The sequence below is a fragment of the Nocardia sp. NPDC052001 genome, assembly GCF_040680615.1.
Classification (GTDB): Bacteria; Actinomycetota; Actinomycetes; order Mycobacteriales; family Mycobacteriaceae; genus Nocardia.
The window spans coordinates 1,582,059-1,604,366 of record NZ_JBFAXC010000001.1 but is presented as its reverse complement, the minus strand read 5'-3'; the positions used below and the strand labels follow the sequence as shown (position 1 = coordinate 1,604,366).

At 66.8% G+C, this 22,308-nt stretch carries 18 protein-coding genes; 6 read left to right on the top strand and 12 right to left on the bottom strand.

Annotated elements, in window-relative coordinates:
• The first annotated feature begins 2 nt into the window (after positions 1–2).
• The gene (locus tag AB0L82_RS07555; protein ID WP_364632398.1) at positions 3–1,643 is read left to right on the top strand and encodes an alkaline phosphatase D family protein; all 1,641 of its coding nucleotides are present in this window, start codon (positions 3–5) and stop codon (positions 1,641–1,643) included.
• Between the two features lie 85 nt (positions 1,644–1,728).
• Here the strand turns inward: AB0L82_RS07555 and AB0L82_RS07550 are convergent, their stop codons facing one another.
• The gene (locus tag AB0L82_RS07550) at positions 1,729–2,898 is read right to left on the bottom strand and encodes a kinase (protein WP_364632396.1); all 1,170 of its coding nucleotides are present in this window, start codon (positions 2,896–2,898) and stop codon (positions 1,729–1,731) included.
• A gap of 195 nt (positions 2,899–3,093) precedes the next feature.
• On the opposite strand from AB0L82_RS07550, the gene AB0L82_RS07545 reads away from it, so the two are divergent.
• Positions 3,094–4,386, top strand: coding sequence for a hypothetical protein (locus AB0L82_RS07545; protein WP_364632394.1), 1,293 nt, complete (start codon positions 3,094–3,096; stop codon positions 4,384–4,386).
• A gap of 66 nt (positions 4,387–4,452) precedes the next feature.
• On the opposite strand, the gene aspS is transcribed toward AB0L82_RS07545, so the two are convergent.
• Positions 4,453–6,243 (bottom strand): aspartate--tRNA ligase, encoded by a 1,791-nt coding sequence (gene aspS, locus AB0L82_RS07540; protein ID WP_364632392.1) that lies wholly within the window; start codon positions 6,241–6,243, stop codon positions 4,453–4,455.
• 119 nt (positions 6,244–6,362) lie between these two features.
• Here aspS and AB0L82_RS07535 point away from each other — a divergent pair, with 119 nt between their 5' ends.
• The gene (locus AB0L82_RS07535; protein WP_364632390.1) at positions 6,363–7,286 is read left to right on the top strand and encodes a neutral zinc metallopeptidase; all 924 of its coding nucleotides are present in this window, start codon (positions 6,363–6,365) and stop codon (positions 7,284–7,286) included.
• 15 nt (positions 7,287–7,301) lie between these two features.
• Here AB0L82_RS07535 and AB0L82_RS07530 read toward each other — a convergent pair whose 3' ends face one another.
• The 6 genes from AB0L82_RS07530 to AB0L82_RS07505 form a co-directional block, all read right to left on the bottom strand.
• Entirely contained in the window at positions 7,302–8,714 is a 1,413-nt protein-coding gene (locus tag AB0L82_RS07530) for an MFS transporter (protein ID WP_364632388.1), read from the bottom strand.
• Between the two features lie 31 nt (positions 8,715–8,745).
• A complete protein-coding gene (locus AB0L82_RS07525; protein WP_364632386.1) occupies positions 8,746–9,414 on the bottom strand; it encodes an SGNH/GDSL hydrolase family protein in 669 nt (222 codons plus the stop codon).
• Positions 9,415–9,543: 129 nt separating this feature from the next.
• Entirely contained in the window at positions 9,544–10,623 is a 1,080-nt protein-coding gene (locus tag AB0L82_RS07520; RefSeq protein ID WP_364632384.1) for a 2-oxoacid:ferredoxin oxidoreductase subunit beta, read from the bottom strand.
• Positions 10,620–12,542: a 2-oxoacid:acceptor oxidoreductase subunit alpha gene (locus AB0L82_RS07515; RefSeq protein WP_364632382.1), complete on the bottom strand. Its 1,923-nt coding sequence runs from the start codon at positions 12,540–12,542 to the stop codon at positions 10,620–10,622. Before AB0L82_RS07515 ends, AB0L82_RS07520 begins: the two co-directional genes overlap by 4 nt.
• A 132-nt stretch (positions 12,543–12,674) precedes the next feature.
• Positions 12,675–13,691, bottom strand: coding sequence for an Rv2578c family radical SAM protein (locus AB0L82_RS07510; RefSeq protein WP_364632380.1), 1,017 nt, complete (start codon positions 13,689–13,691; stop codon positions 12,675–12,677).
• A 50-nt stretch (positions 13,692–13,741) separates the two neighbouring features.
• Positions 13,742–14,731, bottom strand: coding sequence for an NAD-dependent epimerase/dehydratase family protein (locus AB0L82_RS07505; RefSeq protein ID WP_364632378.1), 990 nt, complete (start codon positions 14,729–14,731; stop codon positions 13,742–13,744).
• Between the two features lie 178 nt (positions 14,732–14,909).
• Here AB0L82_RS07505 and AB0L82_RS07500 point away from each other — a divergent pair, with 178 nt between their 5' ends.
• Together AB0L82_RS07500 and AB0L82_RS07495 are read left to right on the top strand one after the other, a co-directional pair.
• Positions 14,910–15,239, top strand: a complete 330-nt coding sequence (locus AB0L82_RS07500) for a type VII secretion target (protein WP_364632376.1) — start codon at positions 14,910–14,912, stop codon at positions 15,237–15,239.
• Positions 15,236–16,801: a hypothetical protein gene (locus tag AB0L82_RS07495; RefSeq protein ID WP_364632374.1), complete on the top strand. Its 1,566-nt coding sequence runs from the start codon at positions 15,236–15,238 to the stop codon at positions 16,799–16,801. Before AB0L82_RS07500 ends, AB0L82_RS07495 begins: the two co-directional genes overlap by 4 nt.
• Before the next feature lie 245 nt (positions 16,802–17,046).
• Here the strand turns inward: AB0L82_RS07495 and AB0L82_RS07490 are convergent, their stop codons facing one another.
• Positions 17,047–17,796, bottom strand: coding sequence for an SDR family oxidoreductase (locus AB0L82_RS07490; protein ID WP_364632372.1), 750 nt, complete (start codon positions 17,794–17,796; stop codon positions 17,047–17,049).
• Between the two features lie 252 nt (positions 17,797–18,048).
• Between AB0L82_RS07490 and AB0L82_RS07485 the strand changes: the two genes are divergently transcribed.
• The gene (locus AB0L82_RS07485) at positions 18,049–18,921 is read left to right on the top strand and encodes a TIGR03619 family F420-dependent LLM class oxidoreductase (protein WP_364632369.1); all 873 of its coding nucleotides are present in this window, start codon (positions 18,049–18,051) and stop codon (positions 18,919–18,921) included.
• A gap of 1 nt (position 18,922) precedes the next feature.
• Here the strand turns inward: AB0L82_RS07485 and AB0L82_RS07480 are convergent, their stop codons facing one another.
• The 3 genes from AB0L82_RS07480 to hisS form a co-directional block, all read right to left on the bottom strand.
• Positions 18,923–19,933: a malate dehydrogenase gene (locus AB0L82_RS07480; RefSeq protein WP_364632367.1), complete on the bottom strand. Its 1,011-nt coding sequence runs from the start codon at positions 19,931–19,933 to the stop codon at positions 18,923–18,925.
• A 272-nt stretch (positions 19,934–20,205) separates the two neighbouring features.
• On the bottom strand, positions 20,206–20,853 hold the full coding sequence (locus tag AB0L82_RS07475; RefSeq protein WP_364632365.1) for a hypothetical protein: 648 nt from the start codon (positions 20,851–20,853) through the stop codon (positions 20,206–20,208).
• Positions 20,854–20,996: 143 nt separating this feature from the next.
• A complete protein-coding gene (gene hisS, locus AB0L82_RS07470) occupies positions 20,997–22,277 on the bottom strand; it encodes a histidine--tRNA ligase (RefSeq protein ID WP_364632363.1) in 1,281 nt (426 codons plus the stop codon).
• Between the last annotated feature and the right edge of the window lie 31 nt (positions 22,278–22,308).

The window sequence follows — 22,308 nt, the reverse complement described above, 5'->3', positions numbered from 1 at the left end:
GCGTGCGCCTCACCGAGATCATCGCTACGCCCTTCGATCGTCGTTCCGCGTTGAAGGGTGGTGGGGTCGCGGTCGCGGTATCGCTACTCGGGGCGGGGACGGCGCGCGCGGAGTCGGATGTGTTCCGGCACGGGGTCGCTTCCGGGGATCCATTACCGGGTGGCGTCCTCATCTGGACGCGCGTCACGCCCTCGGAGGAAGCGACCCCCGGATCGGGTGCGGGCGCACCCACTTCGGTGCGCTGGGAAGTTGCCAGCGATGCCGGATTCGGATCGATCGCGGCATCCGGAAACCATACGGCGAGTGCGGAATCCGACCATACGATCAAGGTCGATGTGACCGGACTGGCTCCGGCGCGCGAATACTTCTATCGATTCACGGCTCTCGGCCAGACCTCACCGGTCGGTCGCACCCGCACCGCGCCGGCAGCCTCGGCCGCTCCCGACCGCCTGCGCCTCGGCGTGGTGTCCTGCGCCAATTGGGAGGCAGGCTATTTCGGGGCATACCGGCATCTCGCGGCGCGCGAGGATCTCGATGCCATCGTGCATCTCGGGGATTACATCTACGAATATCCGCGCGGTGAATACGGCGGCCGCAACGGTTCGGTGCGTCCGCACGACCCCGCGCACGAGATCGTGAGCCTGGCCGACTATCGAATTCGGCACGCGCAGTACAAGACCGATCCGGATCTGCTGAGCCTGCACGCGCGGGTGCCGTTCATCTGCACCTGGGACGATCACGAATCGGCCGATAACGCCTGGTCCGGCGGTGCGGAGAACCATCAGCCCGCGATCGAGGGCGACTGGCAGGCGCGCCGGGAGGCCGCGCTTCAGGCATATCTGGAGTGGATGCCGGTGCGCACCGGCGGCGATCGGCGACTGTACCGGCGACTGCGCTTCGGCACCCTGGCCGAATTGTCCATGCTGGATCTGCGCAGTTACCGCAGTCAGCAGGCCAAGTCGGGTCCGGGCTGGCGCGTGGTGGACAGCCCGGATCGCACCATCGCGGGCAAGGATCAATTGGATTGGGTCACAGCCGGTGTGACCTCCGCCCCGGTGAGCTGGAAGTTGATCGGTAATCCGGTCATGATCGCCCCGCTGGTGTTCCCGCCGCTGGAGCCCGCGACCACGGCAGCGCTCACCGAGTTGATCGGCATTCCGGAGTCGGGCATTCCGGCCAATCTGGATCAATGGGATGGGTACACGGCGGATCGGCAGCAGCTGTTGCGCGCCATCACCGATAACCGGATCGCGGATGTGGTCTTCCTGACCGGCGATATCCATACCTCGTGGGCCGCGGACATTCCCGTCGATGCCGCCAACTATCCGGCCGGGCAGACCGCGGGCGTGGAATTCGTTGTCCCGTCGGTCTCCTCGCAGAGCATGGGCGATATGACCAAAACCCCGCCGCGCACCGCCTCGGTCGTCGCCGAGACCGCGCTGGTCGGGGTGAACCGCCATCTGCACTACGCGGAACTGGATTCGCACGGGTACGGCGTGCTGCACGTGGACGCGGATCAGGCGCAGATGGACTGGTTCTATCTGACCGATGTGTCCGATCCGAAGACCGGTGTCCGCCACGGTATTTCCTTCGGCGTGCGGCGTGGCGGCCGCATCGAGCCGCGCTCGAACCCTATGGTCTGACCCGACGCGCAGCGGTCAGATACAGTCCCTGAACAGCGTAAAGGCCGGGCCCCGAAGGGGATCCGGCCTTCGAGCGCCAAGCTGTCTATTCTTCCCAGTGCTCTTCGAGGGTCGCCGAGACGTGTTCGGCGAAGTCACCGAGCGAATCGTCACCGGTGCAGCGGGCGTCCTCGGCGAGGGCGGCCCAGCGATTGATCAGTGCGGCCGAGCGCGGAATCGACAGTCCGTGTTCGCGCGCCGCGGCGATGCGGGTGTGGTCGGCGGGCAGGAACCAGTAGGTGGACAACCACACCCAGATGAGCCGGGCTTCGAGAATGCGCTCGTTGAGCACATCGTCATCGGCGAGGGCGGGCCAGACCGCGACCACTTCCGAGCGCCAGGCCTCGACCATCTGCCGGGCGCGTTCGCGGGAGAGTTCGAAATCGCAGAGGCAGCCGGGGAAGGAGACCAGCGCGTACGCGATATCGAGGGTGGCATCACGGAAGCCGCCCCATTCGTAATCGAGGAAGCGTGCGCCCTCCTCGTTGAGAATGACATTGTCGGGGCACAGATCCGAGGGGCTGAAGGCGCGATAGCGCCCCGCGGAGAACAGTCGGTTACCACGCACGATGCGTTCGGCGATCTCCCCCGGCACCTCGATGCCGAGTTCGCGCTGCAGCATGACGGGCACTTCGGATACGGCGGTCTCGGCCTGCTGGGCGATCCCGTCGACCCGGTGCACCACATCGACGCGGCGTAGCAGGGCTACGAAATCGGCCTCGCGGCCGACGGTGGCGGCGTGCATGCGGCCCAGGGCCTGCGCGAATGCCATGAGCGAGTTGCGCCCGGCGGGTTCGGCGTTCGCCTGTAGGACCGCGGTGAGCGAGGTGTTCTCGCCCAGATCACTGAGAATGAGCAGCCGGTCGGGGAGGCTGTACGCGAGTAGGTACGCCCCCGGCCGGTGGTCACGCCCCAGCGCGGTGGTGAACTGGTAGGACACCGCCTCGCGCAAGAATGCGGAGTCGATGCTGGCCACACCGGGTGCCATGCCCCCGGTGCGTCGTTCCTGTGCGGCGCCACGTACCTGCTTCACTATGAGTGTGCGAGGAAGTGAAAACGCGTTCTCCGCAACACGCACGCGAAGTACCGTCGTCCTACCACTACCGCTGAGTTCCATAGGATCACTCAGCTTTACCGGAGCACCCATTCGCTTTGTGAGCAACTGTTGTGCCGCGGACACGACTTCGGCGGCGCGTTCGGCCAATAGTGCGGTCATCTCGTCCCAAGTTACTCGCACCAGGTCACTTTCAGCGAGCGGTTGCGCAACCTTTCGCGCGTCGTCCGGCGTGTCTTGGTCAAGGGTTTGCCCACACGGCGCTGGTTGCTTGACACAACCGGGGTGGTCTAGTTGTCTCATGTTCAACTGCTGTGCGCCACACCGTAAAACGGGAAATGTGAAAGGCTCGCGACCATGACCGGCACGCCGCCCTCCGCACCGAACGATCCCTCCGGCGACATTCCCGGCGACCAAGGCGGACCGCGCTCGACCGCCCGTTCCGGACAGCACCAGAACCCCGAACCCGCAGCGTCTTCCGGCGGACCCGAGCACGGCCGGCACGAATTGCCCGGCCGCGCGGGCTACCCGCAATTCGACGGTCCGGGCGCGGCGCAGTACGGCGAGGCCGTGGAACCCCCGCCCCGCCTGCACCCGCAGTCGGGCGCGCCGCAGGGTCAGCCCGCCGGTGGATTCGCACCGCAGCAAGGCAATCCGAGTGGCGGCTACCCGCCGCAGGGCAACCCCCAGGGCGGGTTCGGGCAACCGGGCAATCCCCAGAGCGGATATCCGCAGCAGGGCGGCTACCCCCAGCAGGGCGGATTCCCACCGCAGCAAGGCAATCCGCAGGGCGGCGGCTTCGCGCAGCAGGGTGCACCGCAGGGCGGCTTCGGACCGGGCGGTCCGCAGGGCGGATATCCGCAACAGGGCGGCCCCCAGGGTTACGGTCAGCCGGGCGCACCCCAGCAGGGTGGTTTCCCGCCCGGCAATGTCCCGCCGGGCAGCGTTCCCCCCGGCAGCGTGCCCCTGGGTCCGGACGGCACTCCGCCGCCCGGACCCGCCGAGAACTCCATCACGGCCCGTCCGTACGAGCGCCTCGATGTCGGCCATGCCGTGTCCTACGGCTGGGATCGCTTCCGCGCCAACCCGATTCCCTGGGTCGGCATGGTGCTGATCGGCCTGATCGCCTGGCTGGTGGTCACGCTGCTGGTCAATATCGTGAACGTGCAGTCGCTGGCGGGTGTGCTGCTCATGTTCGCCGTGGCGGCCCTGATCGTCTGGCTGTTGCAGGCGGCCATGATTCGCGGCGCCCTCTACGAAACCGATGGCACCCCACCGGATTTCCCGGCCTTCTTCGGCTTCGTCAACGCGGGCAGCGTGCTGCTCACCGCGCTCATCGTGTTCGTGGCCTGTCTGATCGCCTCGATGCTCTGCATCTTCCCGGTCGTGATCGTCGGCATCCTGTGCATGTTCTCGCTGCACTTCGTGATCGATCAGGAAATGGATCCGATCAACGCCATCAAGGCCAGCGCCCAATTGGTGATCGCGAATGTCCTGCAGATCCTGCTGCTGGCCCTGACCGTCCTGGTCATCACCTTCGTGGGCGCGCTCTGCTGCGGTATCGGCCTGCTGGTCGCCGGTCCGGTCAGCGCCATCGCGGTCACCTACGCCTACCGCTTCCTCACCGGCCGCCTGGTCGTGCAGTACTGATCCACCGAAACGACGAAGCACCCGCCGCCGAGGAATCGGCAACGGGTGCTTCGTTTTTCGTACGGCCTACTTCTCGGCCTTGACCGGGTTGCCGTTCTCGTCCAGCTTCACATCGAGTCCCGCGTCGCGACGCTGGATCGGGGTGATCGGGGTCGGGGCGTCGGTGAGCGGGTCCACGCCGCCACCGGACTTCGGGAAGGCGATGACCTCGCGAATGGAGTCGACACCGGCGAGCAGCGCGGTGATGCGGTCCCAGCCGAAGGCGATGCCGCCCATGGGCGGAGCGCCGTAGGAGAAGGCGTCGAGGAGGAAGCCGAACTTGTCCTGGGCCTCTTCGTCATTGATGCCCATCACCTTGAAGACCCGCTCCTGCACGTCTTTACGGTGAATACGGATCGAGCCGCCGCCGATTTCATTGCCGTTGCAGACGATGTCGTAGGCGTAGGCCAGCGCCGAACCGGGATCGGTGTCGAAGGTGGCCAGATGTTCGGGCTTGGGCGAGGTGAAGGCGTGGTGCACCGCGGTCCAGGCCGAATGGCCAAGGGCCACATCACCGCTGGCGGTGGCGTCGGCGGCGGGTTCGAACATGGGGGCGTCCACGATCCAGACGAAGGCCCACTCGTTCTCGTCGATGAGTCCGCACTTGCGCGCGATCTCACCGCGGGCCGCGCCGAGCAGCGCGCGCTGCGGCTTGGCCTCACCGGCGGCGAAGAACACGCAGTCGCCCGGGTTCGCGCCGACGTACTTGGCCAGACCCTCACGTTCGGCATCGGTCAGGTTCTTGGCGACCGGTCCGCCGAGGGTGCCATCCTCCTGAATCAGGATGTACGCCAAGCCCTTCGCGCCGCGCTGCTTGGCCCATTCCTGCCAGGCGTCGAGCTGACGCCGCGGCTGCGAGGCACCGCCGGGCATGACGACCGCGCCGACGTACGGAGCCTGGAACACGCGGAAGGACGTGTCCTTGAAGTACTCCGCCATTTCGGTGATCTCGATGCCGAAACGCAGATCGGGCTTGTCCGAACCGAACCGGCGCATGGCGTCGGCGTAGGTCATATGCGGGATCGGGGTGCTGATCTCGTGCCCGATGAGCTTCCACAGCGCGACCAGGATGTCCTCGGCCAGCAGGATCACATCCTCCTGGGTCACGAAGCTCATCTCGATATCGAGCTGGGTGAACTCGGGCTGGCGGTCGGCGCGGAAGTCCTCATCGCGGTAGCAGCGCGCGATCTGGTAGTACCGCTCGATGCCCGCGACCATGAGCAGCTGCTTGAACAGCTGCGGGGACTGCGGCAGCGCGTAGAACTTGCCCGGCTGCAAACGCGCGGGGACCAGGAAGTCGCGCGCGCCCTCGGGGGTCGAGCGCGTCATGGTCGGGGTCTCGACCTCGATGAAGGCGTGCTTGCCGAGCACCTCGCGGGCGGCGGCGCTGACCTTGGACCGCAGCCGGATGGCATGGGCCGGGCCTTCGCGGCGCAGATCCAGGTAGCGGTACTTCAGGCGCGCCTCTTCGCCCGGCTCGTCATCGAGCTGGAACGGCAGCGGCGCGGACTCGTTGAGCACCTCGAGTTCGGTGACGTTCACCTCGATCGCACCGGTGGGCAGGTTCGGGTTCTCGCTGCCGGCCGGCCGATTCTCGACCACACCGGTGACCTTCACGCAGAACTCGTTGCGCAGCTTATGGGCCTGTTCGGCGGGCTCGCCCTCACGGAAGACGGCCTGCGACACGCCCGACGCATCACGCAGATCGATGAAGATCACGCCACCGTGGTCTCGACGCCGGGCCACCCATCCGGTGAGGGTGACGGTCTGACCGGCCTGCTCGCTTCGCAGCGAACCAGCCAAGTGGGTGCGCAGCACGGGAATCCTTTCGATGGGCTGGAAAACACCGCGGGGTCCGCCGGGTGCGCTCCCATCGTAGTGAGACACGTTTCCCGAGTGGAAACCGATATCCGTGCGGCCGTGCCAAGCTAGTGCGTATGACCTTCAACGAGGGCCTGCAGATCGACCCGAACCGGGTTTCCGGCGGCGGTGGCGGACCGGGCATGGGCGGCGGATTGGTTCTCGGCGGTGGTGCCGTGGGCATCATCGTGCTGATAGCGACATTGCTGTTGGGTGGCGATCCGGGGAGTGTGCTCGGACAGTTCACGGGTGCGGACAGCAATGCCAACAGCGGATCGGTGAAAACACCCGATCACTGCAAGACCGGTGCGGACGCGAACAAGTACGTGGACTGTCGCGTGGTGCTGACGGTGCAGAGCTTGGACGCGGTGTGGAGCACCGAACTGCCCAAGCAGGTGAACAAGAAATACGTCGACCCGAAGGTGACGCTGTTCTCCGGTCAGGTGAACACCGGCTGCGGCCGCGCGTCCTCGGCGGTCGGGCCGTTCTACTGCCCGGCCGATCAGACCGCGTACTTCGATACCAGCTTCTTCCAGGAACTCAAGGATCGCTTCGGCGCGAGCGGCGGACCGCTGGCGCAGGAGTACGTGGTAGCGCACGAGTTCGGCCATCACATCCAGAACCTGCTCGGCGATATCAATCGGGCGCAACGTGATCCGCAGGGTCCGGAGTCCGGTGCGGTCCGCACCGAACTCCAGGCCGACTGCTACGCGGGCGTGTGGGCGTACTACGCCGATAAGCTGCCCGCGCCCGGTTCGGATCAGCCGTTCCTGAAGCCGTTGACCAACAACGACATCAACGACGGTCTCTCCGCGGCCTCGGCCGTGGGCGACGATCGCATTCAGAAGGCGTCGACCGGTCGCGTGAATCCCGAAGCCTGGACGCACGGTTCGTCCGAGGAACGCCAGAAGTGGTTCCTCTCGGGCTACAAGTCCGGGCAGATCAAGATGTGCGACACCTTCTCGGCGCGCGATCTGAACAATCCGCCCGGCCTGAAGTAGTCGCGAACAGCGCTGTCAGGCAATCGCTTCGGCGCGTGCGGTAATGCCGAGCGCGGTGAGCGTGCTCAGCAGTGCCACCGCGGCGATGGCCCACCAGGCGCGGGTGAACCCGGTGACGGCGGCCCCCGCGTCGGCGCTCAGTGTGCCGAGGATGGCGACGAGCATGGTGACGCCGAAGACGTAGCCGAGCTGGCGGCTGGTATTGACCACACCGCTGCCGCTCGACACGTGCGCGGGCGGCAGGCCGACGGTCGCCGCGGCGAGCAGGCTGGGCAGTGAAAACCCCACTCCCACACCGATGATCATCCAGCCGGGCAGGACCCGGGTGAGATAGTCGACCTCCTCGCCCGCACTCACCGCCAACAGCACCGCGCCGCAGGCGAACAGCGCATTGCCCAGGGCGACAATGCGACTCGGGGGCCAGCCGCGCCGGGTGAGGCGCTGTCCGGCCACGGCGAAAACCATGACCATGAGCGGTCCCGGCGCGAGCGCGAGACCGGTGGTCAGGGCACTGTAGTGCGCACCGGTCTCCAATCGCAGTACCGCACTGGGCAATACGGCACCGAACGCCGTACAGAACAGCAGCGCGGTGATGTTCGACCAGAGGAAGGTGCGCACCCGCAGCAGTCCCGGATCCACGATCGGCATGGCGTGGGTCAGCACGCGCACGATCACCGTGCCGAATCCGGCGGCGGCCACGGCGAAGGCGATGAGCGTCGACGTCCCGGACCAGCCCCACTCCTGCCCCTTGACCAAGGCCAGTGCCAGCGCGCCGAGCCCGAGCGCCAGCACCAGCGCGCCCAGCAGATCCGGAATCCTTCCTGCCACAGCGTCTTCGAGATCGGGCACCACGTAGACCGCCGCAACCATGGCGATCACCCCGACCGGAACATTGACCAGGAACACCCACTGCCAGGACAGCTGTACCAGCGCCCCGCCGATGATCGGGCCGATCGCGGCGGCGAGGGAGGTGGAGGTGGCCCAGATCTTCACGGCGGTCGCGCGGCGTTCGACCGGTAGCGCGGTCAGCAGCAGTCCGAGGCTGGTGGGTGTGAGCAGCGCCGCCCCGGCCGCCTGGAGCGCGCGGAATCCGATCAGCGACCACAGACTCGGCGCGAGGGCGCACGCCACGCTCGCGGCCGTGAAAACGGCCAGGCCCGTGAGGAATCCGCGTTTGCGGCCGTATCGGTCGGCCAGCCGTCCGGCCGGTATGAGCAGCGCCGCGTACACGATGGTGTAGGCGTTGAGCACCCAGCTCAGATCCGCGAGCGAGGATCCCGGAAAGCCGTCGCCGATGGCGGTGAAGGCGACGTTGACGATGAAGGTGTCCAGCATTGCCATGAAGGCCGCCGAACACAGCACCGGCAGAATGAGATTCGACCGATCCCGGGCGGGCGGCGATATCAGAGTCTGACTAGACTCAACCATAGCTAGTTTCCCTAAAATTTTTTGGTCCGGATCAGGCCAGGCGATGTGCGAGTTCCCGGACCATGAGCGTCGCGAGAATGGCCTGACCGGAGGTGGAGAAGTGGATTCCGTCCTCGCTCAACAGGTTCGGGCGGTCATTGAGCGGGTGATCCTCGGAATCCACCAGGACGGCATCGAATTCGCGAGCGAGCGTGCGGGTGAGGTCGTTCAGCCTGCGCAATCGGTCGCCCCAATCCGGGAAGACCGGGATGACGAAGGCGCGGCCGAGGGTGTATACGGCGATCTGGGCGCGGGTGGCCGCGGCGAATCGGTACATGGTGCGCAGACCGTGCTCGATCTGATCCCAATCGAGCTCACGGCGCACGATATCGTTCGCGCCGCTGTTCACATGCAGCAGATCGGGCGCGAAATCGTGGATGCGCTCACCCTGCTCGGCCAGCGCCTGCGCGGTGGTGGCCCCGATGCGAGCGGTATTGAGGTACTCCAGATCCGGGCGCACCATGCGCAGCACGCGCTCGACGCGGGTAGGCCAGCCCAGATCCGCGTAACCCGGGGTGACATCACCCGCGCCCACCGACAGGCTGTCGCCGAATACCGCGTACCGCCGCCAGGGCGCGTCGAACAGCAGTGCGGCGAGTTCGGTGGGTGGCAGGACATACGGATCCGTGTCCTCGGTCAAAGGGTGCGCTAATGCGGTCATGAAAGTAAGCATACGGTCGTACATATACCCATGCAATGGTGTTGTGCGACAGACATGCGGAAGGCGTCCCGCAAGCGCTTCGTTGTCATGCCCGAGCGCCTGCGGAACGCCTTCTCAGTTATCGAAAGCTCAGGCGACCGTCCAGGTTTCGCGGCCGGTGAGCAGGTGCTGGAGCGAATTCCCCTGTACCGGTGTGCGTTCGGCCGCCGTCTCCAACTGTGCGCGCACGCCGTCGTCGTAGGTGGCGCGCGCAACGCTGCGGAAGACGCCGGTCACCACGTGTGACAGGTCCTGATCCGAGAGCCGCGAGAGCGCGTACGCGTATTCCGGGTTATCGGTGTACGCGTCGTGCACCACGATCTCGGAGTCGGCGACGCTGTCCGCGCGCACCACGCGCAGCCCGAAACCGCTTCGCACCACGGCGAATTCACTCTCTGCCCCGAACCTGATGGGTTCACCGTGCCGCAGCCGGATCAAATGCGATTCGGCGTTGTCGCGGCGCAGCGCGTCGAAGGACCCGTCATTGAAGATCGGGCAGTCCTGCAGGATCTCCACGAATGAGGTGCCGCGATGTTCGGCGGCGGCCCGCAGCACCTCGTTGAGCCCGGCCCGGTCGGAGTCCAAAGCCCGTGCGGCGAAGGTGGCTTCGGCGCCCAGCGCCACCGACAGCGTGTTGAACGGATGGTCGATCGACCCCATCGGCGTGGATTTGGTGACCTTGCCGGTCTCCGAGGTCGGCGAGTACTGCCCCTTGGTGAGCCCGTAGATCCTGTTGTTGAACAACAGGATCGTCATATTCACATTGCGCCGCAGCGCGTGAATGAGGTGATTGCCGCCGATGGACAGCGCGTCACCGTCACCGGTCACCACCCACACCGACAGATCCGGCCGGGTGACCGCGAGCCCGGTGGCGATGGCGGGCGCACGCCCGTGAATCGAGTGAATCCCGTACGCCTCCAGGTAATACGGGAAGCGGCTCGAGCATCCGATCCCGGACACGAACATGAGGTTCTCGCGTTCGAGCCCGAGATCGGCCAGGAAGCCGCGCACGGTGGCGAGGATGACGTAGTCACCGCAGCCCGGGCACCAGCGCACCTCCTGATCGGTGGTGTAGTCCTTGGCCTTCTGCGGTCCGTCCGCGCGCGGTACCCCGGACAGCCCGGTCAGGCCGAGATCGGTTCCCACGAACGGGTTTTCGAGGATGGTCATGCGTTACCCCCTGGTGTGCGGTAGGTGGCCCGCGCTCGGGCGGCGAAGGCCTTGGCCTGTTCCATCTCCGCGATGGATCCGTCCAGTGCCGCGTCGATGACGCCGACGAGTTCCTGTGCCGAGAAGGCCAGCCCGGCGATCTTGGTCCACGGCTGCACATCGACCAGATAGCGGGCGCGCAGCAGCATGGCCAACTGGCCGCCGTTCATCTCCGGTGCGACCACGGTGCGATAGCGCTTCAGCACGTCACCGAGATTGGCGGGGAACGGGTTCAGATGCCGCAGATGCGCCTGCGCCACCGGCACGCCGCGCCGCCGGGCCCGGCGGCACGCCTCGCCGATCGGTCCGTAGGAGCTGCCCCAGCCGATGAGTAGCAGTTCGGCGCGCCCGCTGGGATCCTCGACCTCGAGATCGGGCACGGTGATGCCGTCGATCTTGGCCTGCCGCAGCCGCACCATCAGTTCGTGATTGGCGGGCTCGTACGAGATATTGCCGCTGCCGTCGGCCTTTTCCAGGCCGCCGATGCGATGCGCGCGCCCGACCGTACCGGGCACCGCGAGCGGACGGGCCAGGGTTTCGGGGTCGCGGGCATAGGGTTCGAATGGATCGCCTGGATCGCCCGCAGGCTCGAATCCCGGGTCGATGCGCGGCATTTCGCTCACCTCGGGGATCGACCACGGTTCGGAGCCATTGGCGATCGCGCCGTCGGAGAGCAGCAGCACGGGCGTGCGATAGGTGAGCGCGATGCGCGCGGCCTCCACGGCGGCGTCGAAACAGTCCGCGGGCGAACGCGGTGCCACCACGGGGACCGGTGATTCGCCATTGCGCCCGTACAGCGCCTGCAGCAGATCGGCCTGTTCGGTCTTGGTCGGCAGTCCGGTGGACGGTCCGCCGCGCTGCACATCGACGATGAGCAGCGGCAGTTCGGTCATCACGGCCAGGCCGATGGTTTCGCTCTTGAGCGCCAGTCCGGGTCCGGAGGTGCTGGTGACCCCCAGCGCCCCGCCGAGCGAAGCCCCCAGTGCCGCACCGATTCCGGCGATCTCGTCCTCGGCCTGGAAGGTGGTGACGCCGAAGTTCTTATGCTTGCTCAGCTCGTGCAGGATGTCCGAGGCCGGGGTGATCGGATAGGTCCCCAGGAAGACCGGCAGCCCGGACAGCTGCCCGGCGGTGACGATGCCGTAGGCGAGCGCGGTATTGCCGGTGATCTGCCGGTAGGTACCCGCGGGCAGCGTCGCCGGAGCGACCTCGTAGGTGGTGGCGAAGGATTCGGTGGTTTCGCCATAATTCCACCCTGCCCGGAATGCGAGGATATTCGCTTCGGCCACATCCGGCGTGGCGGCGAATTTCTCCCGCATGAACTGTTCGGTGCCACCGAGTGGCCGCCCGTACATCCAGGACAGCAATCCCAGCGCGAACATATTCTTGGCGCGCTGACCGTCTTTCTTGCCCACACCGGTCGGTTCGGTCGCACCGAGGGTCAGCGAAGTCATGGGCACCTTGTGCACCACGAAATCGGTCAAAGTGTCATCGGTGAGCGGATCACCGGCATACCCGACCTTGGCGAGATTGCGTTTGGTGAATTCGTCCGTATTGATGATCAAGGTCGCCCCGCGCGCCAGATCCTCCAGATTCGCCTTCAGTGCGGCGGGATTCATCGCCACCAGCACATCGGGCTGGTCACCGGCGGTGAGGATGTCATAGTCCGCGATCTGGATCTGGAATGAGGAAACACCCGGCAGCGTGCCCTGGGGCGCGCGGATCTCGGCGGGAAAGCTGGGCTGGGTGGCGAGGTCATTGCCGAATGCGGCTGCCTCGTGGGTGAATCGGTCACCGGTGAGCTGCATACCGTCGCCGGAGTCGCCAGCGAACCGAATTACAACCTTTTCCAATTTCTCTGGGGCACCGCTGTTTCCCATGCGCCTACATCACTTCCTCGTCCGTGAGAGGTACCAACGCCAAACTACTCCGCTATATTCGCGGCACGCCCGCGATGTGAGCGGTGAAACGGGCAGAGATTGGTGAATCAGGCAAAGATTGCGCGACTGGCGTCAGGCGAACAGGGCCAGTTGCGGGTCGGGCGTCTGCGATACGGCGGCGCGCACCTCGGGTTCGGCCTGCCGTTCGCGGTTCAAACCGTGCTTCTCCAGCAGTGGCTCGATCCGACCGCGTAGCCATGCGGAGTACTCCGGTGTCACCGAAGCACCGCGACCATACAGCTGCCGATACCGGCGCAGCATCGCCGGGTGCTGTTCGGCGAGCCAATTGAGGAACCAGCCGCGGGTGCTGCCGCGCAGGTGCATGGGGAATGCGACCACGCTCGCGGCGCCCGCGGCGGCGATGGCGGAGATCAACTCATCGAGGTGGGCGCGGCCGTCCGTGAGATACGGAATGATCGGGGCCACCATGACATTCACGGCGAAACCGGCATCGGCCAACGCGCGCACCAACTCCAGGCGCGCTCGCGGTGAGGGTGTACCGGGCTCGAGACTGGCGTGCAATTCCGGATCGAGAATCGCGATGGACACCGCGAGATGCACCGGCACCTGCTGCGCCGCCTGGGTGAGCAGCGGCAGATCCCGGCGCATCAGGGTGCCTTTGGTGAGCAGGGAGAAGCCCGTCCCCGATTCGGTGAGCGCGCCGATGATGCCCGGCATCAACCGGTAGCGGCCCTCGGCGCGCTGATAGGGATCCGTATTCGACCCCAGCGCAACGGTTTCCCGATGCCAGGAGCGCTTGTGCAGCTCCCGGCGCAGCACCGCGGCGACATTGGTCTTGACCACGATCTGACTGTCGAAGTCATTGCCCGCGTCCAGATCCAGGTATTCGTGGGTGCCGCGGGCGAAGCAGTAGGTGCAGGCGTGCGAACAGCCGCGCATGGGGTTGATCGTCCAATTGAACGGCAGGTTCCCGCCTTCGGGAACCCGGTTCAACGCGGACTTGCACAGCACCTCGTGGAAGGTGATGCCCTCGAACTCCGGAGTCTGTACGCTGCGAACGAATCCCGCGCGTTCGAGCCCGGGCAGCGCGCCGTCATCGGCCTCCAGGGTCTGGCTTCGCCACCGCACCACCCAAGTCGAACATTTGTTCTACCTGAAGTCAAGCGTTACGCCTGATGTCAAGCGATCTTCTGCGGGACGACCTTGAAGTTCTGACCGTTGTAGAACGCGACGAGGTCGCGGATGGTCTCCTCGGCCGGGCGCGGCCGGTAACCGATGTCGGCGGTTGCCTTGTCGTGCTCCACGATCGGGGCCGACAGCAGCGCGCCCATGGCGGCCTTGGAGATGCGATCGCTGCCCATGGCCTTGGCGACCGGTTCCATCACCGGCATCAGCGAGTTGATCAGTTTGGCCGGAATCGCGAAGGCGGGCTTCATCTTTCCGTTCACCTCGGCCGCGAGCCGGGTGGCGTCGAACATATTGGTGAAGTGGCCGCCGAGCAGATAGTTCTCACCGGTCTTACCGCGCTCGCCCGCGAGCACCAGGCCGCCGGCCACATCGCGCACGTCGACCAGGTCGAAGCCGCCGCTGATCATGACCGGGACGCGACCGCGCGCGGCATCCCAGAGGGTCTTGTTGATGCGCGAATCGGTGTGGTCGATCGGGCCGTACACACCGGTCGGATTGCAGACGACCGCGTCCAGGCCCTTGTCGATGACCTTGCGCAGTTCGATCTCACCCTGGAACTTGGAGCGGTCGTAGACCGGCAGTTCCGGATCGATGGACCGCGGCGCGCGCTCATTGATGACGCCACCGCAGGTGTACTGGTTGAACGCGTGGATCGAGCTGGTGTGCACCATGCGGCGCGCACCGACCTCGAGGGCGGCCTCGGCGACCACGCGCACGCCCTCGGTGTTCACCCGCCAGGCCAGATCGTTCTTGTGCGCGAGGGTGATGAGCGCCACCAGGTGATAGACCACCTCGGCCCCGTCGAGGGTCTTGCGCATCGAGGCGGGATCGAGCACATCGCCGCTCACCCACGTCACGCCGGGCGTGTCGGTGGCGGGGCGGACGCGATCGATGGCAGTCACCTCGTGACCGCGATCCGTAAGCAGGCGAAGCAAATTGGTGCCAAGGAACCCGGCGGCGCCGGTGACTGCGACCTTCATGTGATGAAGAATATAGAACTTGTTCTAATTTGCAAGAACGGCCGGGCGACGATCCGTAAACCGCTTCTACCTGCGGCGTGGAGACGAACGGCACGCCGAGCTGGACTCTCGGTGGGCTATATTCGCAACCGCATGTGTTTTCGACTCGATGCCAGTCACGCTGATTGGGGGGGCTCCCATGGCCGATCTCTCGGTCGACACCGACGCGGTCCGCGGCTTCGCTACCGCACAGCACGGCGTAGCCGCCGATATCGCCGCCACCGGCGGCATCGACACGGCCTCGCACGTTGCCGCCATGACACCCGTCTTCGGACTCATCGGCGCGGATTTCCTGGCCAGCTTCGCGGTCGCCGAGCTACTGCACGATAGAGATATCAACGCGCTGTCCCAGCGATTCGCACATATCGGGCAGACCGCCTTCGGTTCCGCCGCCACCTACGACGCCACCGACGACTCCTTCGCGAGCGGGCTGGGCAGTGCGGCGAGCCGGATCGGCGAGCAGGTATGAGGCCCCTCGATTCCGGCGTGATCGGAACGCACCATCCGATCGCTCCGACAGCCGATCCCGCGCAGGCAGTGCCGACCATGTACCCCGGTGCGCTGCCCACGCTGCTGCTCGGTGATCTCCCCACCGATATCGCCGACTTCGAACCACCAGCATTCGCCTTGTCCCGCAAGGAATTCGAACAGGACGGCACCCCGCTCTCGGGTGGCCTGCCGCATTTTCCGGGCGGTTCGGGCGGCGATACGCATGCCGCCTCGGTGCTGGACGGTGCGATCTCGCCCGCACTCGATTCCGCGCACGGTGCGCTGTCCGGCGCTCAACGGGCGTTGAGCGACGCCCAGGGTGTGCTCGGCAATGCCCAGACCGCGTTGAACAGTGTCCCCGCCGCGCTCGATGCCGCGCAGGCCGCGTTCACCCGGGCCGCCGGTAATCCGGTGGTGCCGCCGCTGCCCGCCGATCCGGTCGGCGACCTCATGAAGGGCCTGTCCGTCCCGGCGATTCCGGGTATCGACGCCCTCTTCAGACCGTTCCTGGATCTGATCAACAGCTTCGGCACCGGTGTCCTGGGCGCGGTGAACCCGGCGACACTGCTGAGCCAGGGCTCGAAATTCATCGAGAGCGCCGTGCAGGTCGGCGGCGGCGCGCTCAAAACCGTCGAATCACTGTGGCAGGGACAGGCTTCCGATAAGGCGCAGTCGGCGGGTCAGCAGGCGCAGGCGCACGGTCAGGAAACCACCCAGCGCGGCTTCGATCTGTCCGCCCTCACCGAACAGGCCGCCGCGGTGGTGCAGCGCGGCAATATCCAGCTCACGGCCATCGCGCAATCCTTCGCCGCACAGGCCACGGCACTGGCCCCGGTGGCCCTGACTCCCCCGGGCCAGACCGCCCTGATCGCCTCCGCCACAGAACATCTCGGCTCGGCCATCACCGTCGTCAACCTGACCCACGGCGAACTCTCCGGCTATACCGCCCAACTCAACGCGGTCATCGGCCAACTGCTCGGCCGGAACGGCACCGGCGTCAACCCCGCCGAGGTAGCCCAATCGCTCGCCCAGAATGTCGGCCAGCCCATCCTGGAACAGGCCAAGTCGCTCCTGGAGGGCGCGATCAACCCGTCCGCGACCACCCCCGCGAGCCCGAACCCCAACTCCCCCACCGATATCGACACCAAGGCCGCGGGCCTGGGCGGAGGCGGCGGTGGTGCGGCCGGTGGCGGCGGCGCGGGTGGCGGCGGCGGCCTCGGCGGCGGCATCCCCTCGGTCCCCGGCGGCCCCGGCTCCTCGATCCCCGGCGGCCGAATCGCCGCCCAGGCCAACCCCTTCGGCTCCGGAGCGGCGGGGACACCCGGCATGGTCGGCCCCGCCAATCCCGGCTTCATGGGCTCCCCGGCGGCGGGCGCCGGCCAGCGCGGCGGCTCCGATCAGGATTCCTCCCGCACCGTCCAGCCTCACCAAAGCCGCACCGCCGAAAGCGAACTCACCGGCAACCTCGGCGTCGCGAGCCCCGGGGTCATCGGTCAGCCCGACGACGAGCCCACCGGCGACCACATCTCGGACCAGCTCTGACTCGATACGGATACACGGAACCGCACAGCCCTGGACCGGCACCCAGCCGAATCGCCCCACCGTCATCCCGGCGGGCTTGTGGCCGGGATCCACACCAGCGGCTGCCAGCCCCTACGAAATGATGCCGCGGTCCCGGAGTAGCTGCTCCGGGACCGCGGCATCGTGGGGGCCGAGACCGATTGCGGATTTGTACACCTCGCGGGCGACGGCCACCGTTCGTGGGCCGGGGATCGCCCGGCGCCGGGTCAGACCGCCGAGGGGCGGGCCTGGGCGTCGATACCGCCGTCGATGACGAACTGCGCGCCGTGGATGAAGCCCGCGTCGGGACCGATCAAGAACTTGATGAGGGAGGCGATTTCGGCCGGGGTGCCATTGCGGCCGATGGGGGCGACGAAGTTGCGGATGGCGTCGCCGTAGCGCGGATCGTCCATACCCGCCCGCAGCAGCGGGGTGTCGACGCTGCCGGGGGCGACGGTGTTCAGGCGGACGCGGGCGTTACCCCATTCGACGGCGCGCTGGCGGACCGCGACGGTGACGGCGTTCTTGGAGGAGGCGTAGGCGTACTGGCCCGCGAAATCGCCTGCGGAGGCGAAGGATTCGGCCTCGGTACCCTTGTTGATCGGGTTGTCCTCCCACTTGATGTGGGTGGAGGCCACCGACGAAACCACCACTGCCGCAGGGGATTCGCCCTTCTGCAGGGCGGGGAACAGCGCATCGAGGAAGGCGATGGTGGCGCGGTAGTTGATCTCGACCACGAAGTTCGGGTCCGGGACGTGCGGGCCGACGCCCGCGCACAGGATGAGCCCGTTCAGCACACCGCCGGAACGCTCCAGCACCGCCTCGACGGCGGCGGCGCGGGCGGCCGGATCGGTGAGGTCGGCGGTCACATCGGCATTGCGCAGATCGATGCCGATGATGTCGTGGCCCGCCGCGGTGAGCGCGGCGGCGGTGGCCGCTCCGATGCCCGACCCGGATCCGGTGATGGCGATGGTCATGCCTTGGATTAGAACAAGGTGCAGATTCGAAAGGCAACCCCCTAGGTTGGGCCATCTCAGCTACCGAGACCTGCACGGGCCGGTCGACTACGGCTGCGCTACAACAAATGCTGCACCTCAGCGATATCGCGGCCGGGTGGCAGGTTTCGGCCGGTTCATCTGCCGCCGCGGCCGTTATCGGGCTAGCATCACGACAACAACTAGAATCTGTTCTAGTTTTCGAACTTGCTCACCGTCGAGAGGACGAACCCGATGCGCTTCACCTATGCGGAGGCGATGACCAACCCGGATTACTACATCCCCCTCGCTCAGGCGGCCGAGGCGGCCGGGTTCGACAGCATCACCGTGGCGGACAGCATTGCCTATCCGGCCGAATCGGACTCGAAGTACCCGTACAACTCCGACGGCAACCGCGAATTCCTCGAGGACAAGCCGTTCATCGAGACCTTCGTGCTATCGGCGGCCATCGCGGCGGCCACCACCACGCTGCGGCTGACCCCGTTCGTGCTCAAACTGCCGATCCGCCCGCCGGTGCTGGTCGCCAAGCAGGCGAGTTCGCTTGCGCGCCTGAGCAATAACCGTTTCGCCCTGGGCGTCGGCATCAGCCCGTGGCCGGAGGATTTCGACATCATGGGCGTACCGTTCGAGCGCCGCGGCAAGCGCCTGGACGAATGCATCGAGATCGTGAAGGGCCTGTCCACCGGCGAGTACTTCGAGTACCACGGCGAGTTCTACGACATCCAGAAGATCAAGCTCACCCCCGCGCCGACCAAGCCGCTGCCGATCCTGGTCGGCGGGCACAGCGATGCCGCACTCAAGCGCGCGGTGCGCCTGACCGACGGCTGGATGCACGCGGGCGGCAATGCCGAGGAGCTGGACAAGTATCTGGCCCGGATCAACGAATTGCGCAGTGAGCGTGACAATCCCGGCGAGTTCGAGATCCACGCCGTCTCCTACGACGGCTACACCCCGGACGGGGTCAAGCGCGTCGAGGAGAAGGGCATCACCGATCTGATCGTCGGTTTCCGCAACTCCTACGCCAAGGAGCACGATACGGAGACCCTGGAGGAGAAGATCACCAAGATCAAGTGGTACGGCGATAACATCATCGCCAAGGTGCGCTAGGTCAGGAACGCTTGGCGAAGCCGAGGTCGATGACCGCATCGCGCTCGGCCGCCAGCTCCGCGACGCTGAGATCGATTCGGGCACGGGAGAATTCGCCGATCTCCAGGCCCTGCACGATATGGTATTCGCCATCGGCGCAGGTGACCGGGAACGAGCTGATCAAGCCCTCGGGCACACCGTAGGAACCGTCCGACGGCACCGCCATGGAGACCCATTCACCGGGCGCGGTGCCCAGCGCCCAATCGTGGATGTGGTCGATGGCGGCGCTGGCCGCACTCGCAGCCGAGGACGCACCGCGCGCCTTGATGATCGCGGTGCCGCGCTGCTGCACGGTCGGAATGAAGTCGTTCTCCACCCACGCCTGATCGCCGATCAACTCGAGCGCGGGCTTCCCGCCGACCGTGGCATAGCTCAGATCCGGGTACTGGGTGGCGGAGTGGTTGCCCCAGATGGCGATTCGCTCGATATCGGCCGCGGCCGCACCGGTCTTCTTCGCCACCTGCGCGATCGCTCGATTGTGGTCGAGGCGGGTCAGCGCGGTGAAACGCGCGGCGGGCACATCAGGTGCGTTGCTCGCGGCGATGAAAGCGTTGGTATTGGCCGGATTTCCGACCACCAGCACCTTGATGTCCTGCGCCGCATTGGCATTGATGGCCGCACCCTGATCGGTGAAGATGGGCCCGTTGGCGGCGAGCAGATCCCCGCGCTCCATACCCGCGGTGCGCGGGCGCGCGCCCACCAGCAGCGCGATATTCGCACCGTCGAACCCGACCCACGGATCATCGGAGATATCGATCCCGGCCAGCAGCGGGAACGCGCCGTCCTCGAGCTCCATGGCCACGCCCTCGAGCGAGGACACCGCCGCCGGAATCTCCAGCAGTCGCAATCGCACCGGCGTATCGGCCCCGAGCAGTGCCCCGGAGGCGATCCGGAACAGCAACCCGTAGGCGATCTGTCCGGCGGCCCCGGTAACGGTGACGGTCACAGGCTCCGGCCGAGCGGCAGTGCTCACGACGAACTCCTAGCGGTAGTCGATTCTCCGCCCCAACCCTAACCGTGCTCACCGTCCGAACACCCGGCTCGTGAGGCCGTTCGTGAGCAATCAGACACCGCGCGCGAGACCTCCGGACACCGCCCGCGGGGGGTCGCGGCGGTGATCCACACCCGAACCCGCACCCTCCGGCAGCCTGCGACGTGCGAGTATTTCGCGCCCGCCGATATGGCGTGGCAACCCCGATAAGGCCGGGGTGTGCGCCCTGCCGCCGCGCGGCGCGGACACGGCCATCAGCGGGCCAATTGGGCGATATCGGCGTCGGTCAGCACAATCGTGGACACCGCGTCCCGATCCCGCACCAGCCGGACCGCCCGGTACAGCGGCCGTTCCTCGGCATAGGCGTCGCGCGCCTCGGTCCGCGATTGCAGGATGAGCACATCGGAGACCGCCAGGGCGGCGGCGAGCGGGCAGGCGGAGAGTGCGTCGGCCAGTTTGCGCAAGCCCAGCGGGTGCAGTTCGCGACCCTCACCGGTATCGGTGTACATGCCGAGCGGGACGATGCGGGTATCGGGTCCGGCAGTGGCGCGCAAGACGATTCGGCTCAGGCGGCCGGGATGCACCAGGATTTCCACCCCGGTGGCGGCGGCCAGATCGAGCCGTTTCTCCCCGCGCCAGGTCCGAGCTCGGATTTCGGTGCCGGACAGCCGAATTCGCCTGCGCTGCACGGCGATCGCGTAGAGCGCGGTCGGTGCGCCGAGCACCGGTCCCACCGCGACGCCCACCTGCCAGCTCACCAGTACCGCGGCCAGCAGTCCCACCCCCGCCCCGATGCCGATGGCCGCCACCGTCAATCGGCGCAGTGCGGGCGCGAGCACCTCGGGTGCGATCAGATCGAGCCCGATCTCGGCGACGGGCCCCGGTGCGGATTGTTCAGTCACGGTTGCGCATTCATCCGGGAGGCGCGCCGGTGGGCGTGGCGCACTGGCCGCGCGCCGCACGGGACGCTACCAGTCGGAGCGGTCTATCCGCCCGGATATCGCCGTGCTTCCCGGACGGCGCGGGGGCCGTCCGGGAAGGTCGATCAATCCTGTTGGCCCGCAAGGGCTGCGGTCACCCGGGCGACGGCCTCGTCCAGCGGGATCTGGCGCTGTTCGCCATTGCTCAGATCCTTGAGCCCGATCTCGCCCTCGGCGACCTCGCGATCGCCGAGCACCAATGCGTAACGGGCGCCGGACTTGTCGGCCGCCTTCATGGCGCCCTTGACGCCGCGCCCGCCGTAGGCGAGGTCGGTGCGGATGCCCGCCGCGCGCAACTGTGCGGCGAGCACGACCAGGCGCTGTTTGGCGATATCGCCGAGCGATACGCCGAACACGTCCACCCGGGAACCGTCCGTGGCGGACTTGCCTTCGGCTTCCAGGGCCAGCACGGTGCGGTCGACGCCGATGCCGAAACCGATGCCGGACAGCGGCTGACCGCCGAGTTCGGCCATCAGTCCGTCATAGCGGCCGCCGCCGCCGATACCGGATTGCGCGCCGAGACCGTCGTGCACGAATTCGAACGTGGTCTTGGTGTAGTAGTCGAGTCCGCGCACCATGCGCGGGTTGACCACGTACGGCACACCGAGCGCGTCCAGGTAGCCGAGCACCAGATCGAAGTGCGCCTTGGCGGATTCGGACAGGTGATCGATCATGAGCGGCGCGCCCGCGGTCATCTCCTTGACCTCGGGACGCTTGTCGTCGAGCACCCGCAGCGGGTTGATCTCGGCGCGGCGGCGGGTCTCCTCATCGAGCGGGAGCTTGAACAGGAACTCCTGCAACAACTCCCGGTATTGCGGGCGGCAGGAATCGTCACCGAGCGAGGTCAGCTCCAGGCGGAAGCCGTCCAGGCCCAGGGAGCGGAAACCCCGATCGGCGATGGCGATGACCTCGGCGTCCAACGCCGGATCATCCACGCCGATGGCCTCCACGCCGACCTGCTGCAACTGCCGATAGCGGCCCTTCTGCGGCCGTTCGTAGCGGAAGAACGGCCCGGCGTAGGCGAGTTTCACCGGCAGCTGCCCGCGATCGAGCCCGTGCTGGATGACCGCGCGCATGACACCGGCGGTGCCTTCGGGCCGCAGCGTGAAGCTCTCACCGTTGCGATCGGCGAAGGTCCACATCTCCTTGGAGACCACATCGGTCGACTCGCCGACACCCCGCGCGAAGAGCGCGGTCTCCTCGAAGATCGGCAGCTCCACATGCCCGTATCCGGCCAGTCGAGCGGTGTTCATGAGCGCGTCGCGCACGGCGATGAACTCCGTCGATACGGGCGGGAGATAGTCGGGCACACCCTTCGGGGCACGGAAGCTGCTGGTCTTGGTCACGGCGTCCAGTTTTCCCCATGGTGCTTCCGCA